7 protein-coding genes and 1 tRNA gene are annotated in these 8,371 nt (G+C 42.7%); 6 read left to right on the plus strand and 2 right to left on the minus strand.

The window, feature by feature from the left end; genetic code table 11:
* Window positions 1–72 precede the first annotated feature (72 nt).
* On the minus strand, window positions 73–417 hold the full coding sequence (locus WAZ74_RS12420) for an Mpo1-like protein (protein WP_422308622.1): 345 nt from the start codon (window positions 415–417) through the stop codon (window positions 73–75).
* A 527-nt stretch (window positions 418–944) separates the two neighbouring features.
* Here WAZ74_RS12420 and ppx point away from each other — a divergent pair.
* The 5 genes from ppx to WAZ74_RS12445 all read left to right on the plus strand — a co-directional run bounded on the left by ppx (window position 945) and on the right by WAZ74_RS12445 (window position 7,053).
* Window positions 945–2,471 (plus strand): exopolyphosphatase, encoded by a 1,527-nt coding sequence (gene ppx / locus WAZ74_RS12425; protein ID WP_422308613.1) that lies wholly within the window; start codon window positions 945–947, stop codon window positions 2,469–2,471.
* A 258-nt stretch (window positions 2,472–2,729) separates the two neighbouring features.
* Window positions 2,730–3,533 carry an acetyl-CoA carboxylase carboxyltransferase subunit alpha gene (locus WAZ74_RS12430; RefSeq protein WP_422308614.1) on the plus strand — a complete coding sequence of 268 codons (804 nt, stop codon included), beginning with the start codon at window positions 2,730–2,732 and terminating at the stop codon, window positions 3,531–3,533.
* Window positions 3,534–3,714: 181 nt separating this feature from the next.
* Window positions 3,715–5,346 carry a tRNA lysidine(34) synthetase TilS gene (tilS, locus tag WAZ74_RS12435; RefSeq protein WP_422308615.1) on the plus strand — a complete coding sequence of 544 codons (1,632 nt, stop codon included), beginning with the start codon at window positions 3,715–3,717 and terminating at the stop codon, window positions 5,344–5,346.
* Between the two features lie 181 nt (window positions 5,347–5,527).
* On the plus strand, window positions 5,528–6,361 hold the full coding sequence (proC, locus tag WAZ74_RS12440; protein ID WP_422308616.1) for a pyrroline-5-carboxylate reductase: 834 nt from the start codon (window positions 5,528–5,530) through the stop codon (window positions 6,359–6,361).
* A gap of 122 nt (window positions 6,362–6,483) precedes the next feature.
* Entirely contained in the window at window positions 6,484–7,053 is a 570-nt protein-coding gene (locus WAZ74_RS12445) for a YggT family protein (RefSeq protein ID WP_422308617.1), read from the plus strand.
* Window positions 7,054–7,210: 157 nt separating this feature from the next.
* Here the strand turns inward: WAZ74_RS12445 and WAZ74_RS12450 are convergent, their stop codons facing one another.
* Window positions 7,211–8,005: a hydroxymethylpyrimidine/phosphomethylpyrimidine kinase gene (locus WAZ74_RS12450; RefSeq protein WP_422308618.1), complete on the minus strand. Its 795-nt coding sequence runs from the start codon at window positions 8,003–8,005 to the stop codon at window positions 7,211–7,213.
* Window positions 8,006–8,251: 246 nt separating this feature from the next.
* On the opposite strand from WAZ74_RS12450, the gene WAZ74_RS12455 reads away from it, so the two are divergent.
* Window positions 8,252–8,341: transfer RNA gene (locus WAZ74_RS12455), tRNA-Ser, on the plus strand.
* Window positions 8,342–8,371: the final 30 nt, after the last annotated feature.

Raw genomic sequence — 8,371 nt, forward strand, 5'->3', positions numbered from 1 at the left:
TTAAAACTTAGGCGCTTAAAAAACCAGTATGGGAAATCATGCTGGTTTTTTTATTGATAATAAATAACAGATTTAGTTTGCGCGTACTTTATCAAGTTTTCGATCTTTTAAACTTAAATTACCGCGTAGCACATCGCCATACATACGAAAATCGCTGGCAAAACTTTTTAATGGGAATTTAAAAGAAGCCGGTTTGTTTTTTTCAAAGAAAAAATGTCCGACCCATGCACAGGCATATCCTGCGGCAATGCCTTTAAGTAGCGGCTTTGCTGAGCGATTCTTAACGGATTTCGCCAAACCTATTAGCCCAAAGCTACTGCCTGCAAAATGCAGCCGACGGCACGCCATATTTTGATGTTCCTCTAAATAGAAATCATAAAACTTTTGTTTTGCTGGGCTGTCTACTTTTACAAGCATGCTATTACTGACTTTCTCAGCGCTTTTAGTTTGAGAGGTTGCAGTCTTGGCTGGGGATGTCTGGGTGGAGGTCTGATTGATGTTCTGATTGATTGTCTGGTTCATGGTTTTAGCTTCCTTGCTGGTTATCTCTCATCAGTCCGTGATGAGTCTTTAAGGCAAAATGTTTATTTTTTTATTGCATACAGTATTATCGTTATGAGTAAGTGCTTGTTATTTATTACAATATATCTGATTTTTAATGTAGCAAACAGCCGCTGGTAAAACAAGCACTAGAAGTGGACTGAGGCTTTTTTATTTGATAACGGTTTAATCAATTTTTACCCTGTGTTTAGCTATGGTAGCCGCTTACTTGCCAGCGTTTGGCATAAATGCTTTAATGGCAAAACTTGCGATGGTTTTCCATACTTTTATGAGCTTTTATGCGTAATCGCTATTATTTTTGACTAAATATAGTCTCTAATTTAAAAACCATAATTCTTTTAAATATCTTATCTCTTTTATCTGACACGGTAACGACCTCTATTATGCCCAATGATTACCTGAAAAATCCACCACTTGCCGAAGATGAAATGATGGCAGCCATTGATATTGGTTCCAACAGTTTTCATCTAGCCATTGCTCGCTTAGATCATGGTGAGGTACGAAAAGTGGTTTCTATGTCTGAAAAGGTGCAATTAGCCGCAGGATTGGATGAGCATAATATTTTAGGTGCAGCTGCTGAAAAGCGCGGTCTTGAGTGCTTAAGTCGCTTTGTGGCTCGCTTAGATTCAGTGCCTCCTGAGCGCATTCGAATCGTGGCAACCAACGCCTTACGCCAAGCCAAAAATGCTAACGACTTTATTGCCCGTGCGAATAAGATTTTACCCAAGCCTATTGAAATTATCGCAGGACGAGAAGAGGCGCGTTTAATTTACTTGGGGGTCTCGCATACCAATGCTAGTAGTGACAAACGCTTGGTCATTGATATCGGTGGTGGTTCGACAGAGTTTATCATTGGTCAAGAGTTTGATCCGCTATTGACCGAGAGCCTGCAGATGGGCTGTGTCGCTTTTACCCAGAAGTATTTTTCTGACGGGCTGATTACCAAAGAAGCCTTTCATAATGCAATCTCAGGCGCGCGTAAAGAAGTGCTGGCAATTAATGGTCGCTACCAAAAAGTGGGCTGGAGCAGTGTTATTGGCTCAAGTGGGACGATTAAAGCGGTGCGTAATGTCCTTGTCTCTAAAGGCTGGGCCGATGATCAAGAACGCATCACTTATAAAGGGGTCAAAAAGTTAGAAAAATTACTGCTTAAAATTGGCAACGTAAATGACATCGATTTAGAAGGGGTTAAAGAACATCGCAAAGCGGTCTTCCCAGCAGGCGTTGCGGTACTGCGGGCGGTTATGAAGGTGCTCGGCGTTGAGACCATTACTTACTCAGATGGCGCGCTACGCGAAGGTGTCATGTATGACATGCTCGGACGCTTTGCTAGCGAAGATGTACGTGACCGTAGTGTGTTAGCACTGATTAAGCGTTATTCAGGTGATAAAAAGCAAGCCAAGCAAGTGGTCAAAACCAGTCGTAGCCTCTTTGAGCAAGTTCAAGAAAAACTTGGGCTCACTACTGAAGATGGAGATTTACTCAGGCGGGCAGCATTTTTACACGAAATAGGGCTAGCGATTGCCCATAGTAGCTATCATAAACACAGTGCTTATTTGATGGAATATTCTGACATTCCAGGATTTTCACAAGTGGATCAAAAGCGTATGGCGCAGTTAATGCTGAACCATCGCCGTAAGCTAAAGGCTGATATGTTGGAGCAGACTTGTACTATCGGTGGCGATCAGCTCGTTTATCTATGTTTGCTGCTACGTCTGGCAGTACTAGCGCATCACAGCCGCAGTGATTATGAATTACCAGCGTTAACGCTAAAAGTGGTCGATGTGAACCGCTGGCAAATTACGGTTGGTGATAGCAGTGAGCACTATGCCTTCTTATTATCAGACTTGTATACCGAAATTGAACAGTTTGCTAAATGGGGCATTAAGCTGAGCGTCATTGAAGTTTAAAGCTTTGTAGGCTAAAAATTACATAGGCTGAAGACAATATAAGCTAAAAAATATAAGCAATTTAATCGTTATTTGCTTAAAACTAACGTAACAAAAGCGGCGTTGTCGGTAATGTTATGGCATATAAGATGTGCTATTATAGTTTTATTGAGTTTACAACTGTACTTTTATTATCCTAAAATTAATAAGAATGCCATTATTAAACTTAACTGTATTAACCATAACTCTATTAAGTATAATTATGAAAGGGAAGCGTCTATGAGTACCGTCTGGGATAGCGTTCAGCTTGCACGGCATGCCAAACGTCCATTGTTTATGGACTATGTGAATCAGCTGTTTACCGAATTTGATGAGTTGCATGGCGACCGTGCTTATGCTGATGACAAGGCAATCCTTGGTGGACTTGCGCGCCTAAACGGTATGCCAGTGATGGTTGTTGGTCAACACCGTGGTCGCAGTACGCGCGAGCGTATCGCGCATAACTTTGGTATGGCCAATCCTGAAGGCTATCGCAAGGTTATTCGTTTGGTCAAAATGGCTGAGCGCTTTAATATTCCGGTCATGACCTTTGTCGATACCCAAGGTGCCTATCCTGGTATTGGTGCCGAAGAGCGTGGACAAGCCCAAGCTATCGCTGAAAGCATTGCTGTATTCTCAAGCCTTAAAGTACCTATTATCGTCACCATTATTGGCGAAGGTGGCTCAGGTGGTGCATTAGCGATTGGCGTTGGTGATAAAGTGAATATGCTACAAAACAGCATTTATTCGGTCATCTCTCCTGAAGGCTGTGCCTCTATTCTTTGGAAGACGGCTGAAAAAGCTCAAGATGCCAGTGAAGCGCTAAAATTGAATGCCATTAATCTATATGGAATGGGTTTGATTGATGCGATCATCGATGAGGGTGAAGGCGCACATGTGCAGCCACAGCCGGTGATGAATGCGTTAAAAGCATTACTTGTTGAGCAATTGGATGAGCTTAAGGATTTAGATGCGCACGATCGTTGTGAGCTGCGCTATGAGAAGCTAAAATCCTTTAACTCAGAAGTGATGCTGCCCTGCTAATGATTTAATTTAAGGGCTTAATTTAAGGACTTAGTATTAAGCTGATTTAATACTGAGCTTAATATTAGATATTTTAGAATAGTGCTAAAATAAAAACGTGTCATTTTATGGCGCGTTTTTTTGTGCCAATCAATTTATATTTTAATAAAATTATATATCAACTAAATAGACAAGAATACTTATGAACAGTAGCGCAATACTTCCATATCCTATTGAGCCAATAGCCGAACTGCCGATTGATGATCATTTAGCAGCAGCGTTATTGAGCAGTATGGCTGAGTATGGCGAACAGCTACACGGTCGCCGACTTTGGCTGGCATGTAGTGGTGGGCGCGATTCATTAGCGCTGGCAGCGCTGTGTGTGCAATTACACCAGCAAGGTAAGCTGCCGTTTCTACCGCAACTGTTGCATGTGAATCATGGCTTACAAACAGATAGCGGCATTTGGGCGACGCATGTTGCTAACTGGGCAGACGCCCAAAAGATACCGTGCACTGTTTTACATGCCCAAGTAAATGGACATGATGAGCAAGCTGCACGGCAAGCTCGCTATGACGTGATGCGTGCGCAACTCAATCAAGACGATGTTTTATTGTTAGCTCACCATGCTGATGACCAAGCAGAAACGGTGTTAATGAGGTTGATTCAAGGCGCTGGGGTGAATGGTTTATCTGGTATGCAGCCGTGGCGCGTACAGACGCAAGGCGCGCATCGTATTATATTATGGCGACCTTGGCTCACGATACAGCGTACCAGTATTAGCGCTTATGCTAAGCGTTTAAAAATACCCTATATCGATGACCCGACCAATGATGGTGGCGATAATGTTCGTAGTGGACTGCGCCGTGACATCATGCCAGTATTGGCTAAATATAATCCCAACGTTATTGATAATATTGCTCGTAGTGCACAATTATTAAGCGATGCACAATTAACTGTCAGCGCGCAAGCCGCACGAGATATGCAGCAGACGGCTATTACGTCGCTAAAAAATACCTCGTTACAACTATCATCTGCCCAGCGCGTGCTAAACATTGATGAGCTACAGAAGTTACCACTTTATCGTCAGCGACAATTATTGCACTATTGGTTGGGTCAAGATGAGCCATTACCGCCTGCTAAGCAGCTTGTCGATGATGTATTAAGCTTGAGCAAACGTCATGATCATGATCACCAAACGGCACTTTTTTGGCAAGGTCGTAAACAGTCATATACCATTCGACGCTATCGTCAGCAGCTTTATAGGCTTAGTAATGACTGGCTGACATGGCTTAAAATTCCACTTATCGAACAAACGCAGACGTTGTCTAATACTGCTTTGTTTGACACTAATCTAACTGGCACTAATCTAACTGGCACTGATATAACTGGTACTAATCTGCCTGATAATAAGCCTGTATCCATCATGGTACGTAGCAGCAAAGACTTTACGTGGCAGTTGCAGATGATGCCAAGTGCTTTGGCGCAACTATTAAACAATGATAAAGGTGAGATAGCGCTTGATACAGGACTAATAAAAATATCACCATTAGGACGTAAACAACGCTTGCAAACTGCACTGGCGTCGCGTCCGCAATTTGGTAAAAAGCTCTATCAAACCTCAGGTATTTCACTATGGTTACGCGAGAGTTTGGTGGTAGTGACTCTTATATCGATAAGTGCAGAGAATGGGCTACCTATAGAATTGCCTTTATTACTACTGTCACCCTTTGATAGCTGGCTATTAAGCGCTGATCATTCGAGTATTCATAGCGACACTGAACAGCTTGCCAAAATGATTAAAAGTAAGCTGATCTTTAATCAAACCCTCTAAAAAATAAGGTATTTATACTGCTTTAACGACCTTGCTGAAAATGCTTATAGTGAGGTTAAGAGCATTGTTGCCGTCATGAATTTATTAAACGGTACTAGTAGCAGTATGGTAAACTGAGTGTCATTTTACCTATCATTATGTTAGTTTGAATACCTTTGAATTTTTTCAGTAGGAGATAAGTATGTCAGTATTAGATAATAAGAAAATCAGCTTTATTGGTGGCGGAAATATGGCACAGGCTTTGATTAGCGGGCTTGTAAGCTGCGGTGTCAAGCCCAGTCTGATTACGGTCGCCGACCCTAGTAGTGAAGCGCGTGAGCAACTTGCTGCTAAAGGCTTAAATACCGTTGATCCAACGACGGATGCCAAAGCTGCTGTTATCGATGCTGACATTGTGGTGCTCGCAGTAAAGCCGCAAGTAATGAAAGCAGTGGTCAGTGGTTTTGCTGATGCTTTGGACAAACAATTGGTGATCTCGGTAGCGGCAGGTTTATCGACCGAGATTTTATCGGGCATGCTAAGCGGCTATGGCAATATCGTGCGCGCGATGCCAAATACACCTGCGATGATTCAGATGGGTGCCACAGGTCTTTATGGTACTGATAATATCTCTGCTGAGCAAAAGCAATTAGCCACTGCTGTCATGGAAGCATCAGGGCTAGTGATGTGGGTCGAAAACGAAGCGCACATGCATGCAGTTACTGCTGTATCAGGTTCAGCGCCAGCCTACATGTTTTACTTTATCGAAGCGATGGTTGATGGCGCAGTCGCCTTAGGGTTAGACAAAGAACAAGCGTCGGCGCTCGCGATGCAAACTATGCTAGGCGCAGCAAAAATGGCGATGGAGAGTGAGGACGCGCCCGCTGAGCTACGCCGTAAAGTGACTTCACCAAACGGCACTACCCAAGCAGCGATTGAATCGATGCAAGCCAATGATATTAGTCGTCAAATTGTTGAGGCCATGCAAGCTTGCTACGATCGCAGCCAATCACTAAGCGAAGAGATGAGTAAATAGTTATCCTTATGTCAGAGGCAGTATTTTATAAAAATGCTGCCTCTAATTGCTAATAATAAATGCCTGATAATGACATTCGTCATCCTAGAATCCATTAATAATGTCACATTGAGTAGCACTTCATGAACAACATGTTATTTCAAATCTTTGATTTGGTCACCACCTTCGCCATGATGTTGGTTTTTATTCGTTTTATGCTACAGTTTGCAGGGATGGACGCCAGCAATCCTATGATTGCGCCTGCTTATAAAGCGACCCATATTGTTGATGTCTTTGGGCGTATTTTTCCAACCGTCGGCCAAGGTCGTATCAGTATTGCCGCTATTGTGCTGATGTTTTTGATTCGCCTGATTGATATTGCAGGAAAAGCCGCATTAACACATAAAGGTATTGGACCTGTACCGCTATTTTTTACCGGTACTATTAGCTTGGTTTTAGACTTTTTACGCATGTGCCGCTACTTGGTGATTGGCTCTATTATTGTTAGTTGGATTGTGGTGTTCACCAGATCTGAGCATCCTATTATTGGTATCATTATCAACTTAGCTGAGCCAGTTTTAGCGCCGTTTCGCCGTATTACACCAAACTTAGGGATGATTGATTTATCGCCGATGATTGCCTTTTTTGCCTTTTATTTACTTGAGATTTTCATCGGTGGCTTGGCATCGAGCTTTATGCCGTTGTTGGGCTAAGCTATCTAGGATAATTAGTTTAAAAGAGCTTAAATAAAAATCGATAATAAAAAGGCGCTCTAGCTTAAATTAGAGCGCCTTTTTTGTGTCTGTTATTTATAATGCGTTCAAAATAAATGTAAATCGACTGTGCCTATTAATAGAAAAAATAAACAGTTTAAAAGCGGACAAAGCGATTAGGTATCAGTTGGGCTTTTGCATTATCAGGGTGTGGAACATCAGCGGCACGTAAGGTTTTGGTAATCCAGCTATCAGCAGCCTTAACTGCATCGATAAGCGCATCTCCCATGGCTAAGCGTCCAGCGATAAAGCTTGCTAATGAGCAGCCGGAGCCATGAAACTCACCATCTAAGCGCGGCAAGGTGCTTTTATGTACCATGTCACCTTTTACATATAGATACTGCTCAATATCACCGCTATCAAAATCATGTGAGGTTTTAACCAATACCGCATGAGACCCTTGGGCACATAACTTTTGCGCACCTGTATGCAAATCTTGCTCACCGCTTAAAGCGCGTAGCTCATGGGTGTTTGGGGTGATTAAAGTGGCATACGGTAGAAGTTTTCTAAAGGCAGTGACCAAAGTTTGCTCATCGCCTAGGCTGCCACCACTATTGGCAACCAATACCGGGTCTAAAATAAAAGGGGTACTCGCTGTGATAATCTGCTCGGCAAATAAGCCAGTTAGCATAGCGATATTATCAGTCGTACCAAGCATGCCCGATTTGATGACACTGACAGGCAAGTCATTGAGCACCACGGTAGCTTGATCTCTGACTAAGCTTGCGGCACATGCCTCAAAGCCAATGACCTGCTGCGAGCTTTGTACGGTAATCGCTGTACAGGCGATGGCAGCATGAGCGCCTGCTTGCCCGATGGCTTCAATATCCGCTTGTAATCCAGCACCGCCAGATGGATCTAACCCCGAAAAACACAACACGACTGGCCGCATAACAAATCCTTTTATATATTCTATAATGAGTAGCGAATACTATAGCCATCCCCTGCTAAAAAATCCATAAAGTCCTATAAATTTAAAATTATGCAAAAAGGATGCTTAAAAGAGCAGACAATGCTTGCAATTCGTTTGGGCTTTGCTATAATATCGCCCACGGCATAAGACGTATCATTAGCATTGATACTGTGTTTAAAGAAGTATTTTTTATAAAAATATTTTGATAAGCGTCTTAAATCGTTCGGTGAAGTGGGTGAGTGGCTGAAACCAGTTCCCTGCTAAGGAACCATACGTGTAAGCGTATCGAGGGTTCGAATCCCTCCTTCACCGCCATTTATTCGGTTTATTAGTAGAGTTATAATG

Origin of the sequence: Psychrobacter sp. (assembly GCF_049295055.1) — a bacterium.
Classification (GTDB): domain Bacteria; phylum Pseudomonadota; class Gammaproteobacteria; order Pseudomonadales; family Moraxellaceae; genus Psychrobacter.

Coding starts and splice junctions, on each gene's coding strand:
- WAZ74_RS12420 (WP_422308622.1), bottom strand. CDS start 417: ATGCTTGTAAAAGTAGACAGCCCAGCAAAACAAAAGTTTTATGATTTC.
- ppx (WP_422308613.1), top strand. CDS start 945: ATGCCCAATGATTACCTGAAAAATCCACCACTTGCCGAAGATGAAATG.
- WAZ74_RS12430 (WP_422308614.1), top strand. CDS start 2,730: ATGAGTACCGTCTGGGATAGCGTTCAGCTTGCACGGCATGCCAAACGT.
- tilS (WP_422308615.1), top strand. CDS start 3,715: ATGAACAGTAGCGCAATACTTCCATATCCTATTGAGCCAATAGCCGAA.
- proC (WP_422308616.1), top strand. CDS start 5,528: ATGTCAGTATTAGATAATAAGAAAATCAGCTTTATTGGTGGCGGAAAT.
- WAZ74_RS12445 (WP_422308617.1), top strand. CDS start 6,484: ATGAACAACATGTTATTTCAAATCTTTGATTTGGTCACCACCTTCGCC.
- WAZ74_RS12450 (WP_422308618.1), bottom strand. CDS start 8,005: ATGCGGCCAGTCGTGTTGTGTTTTTCGGGGTTAGATCCATCTGGCGGT.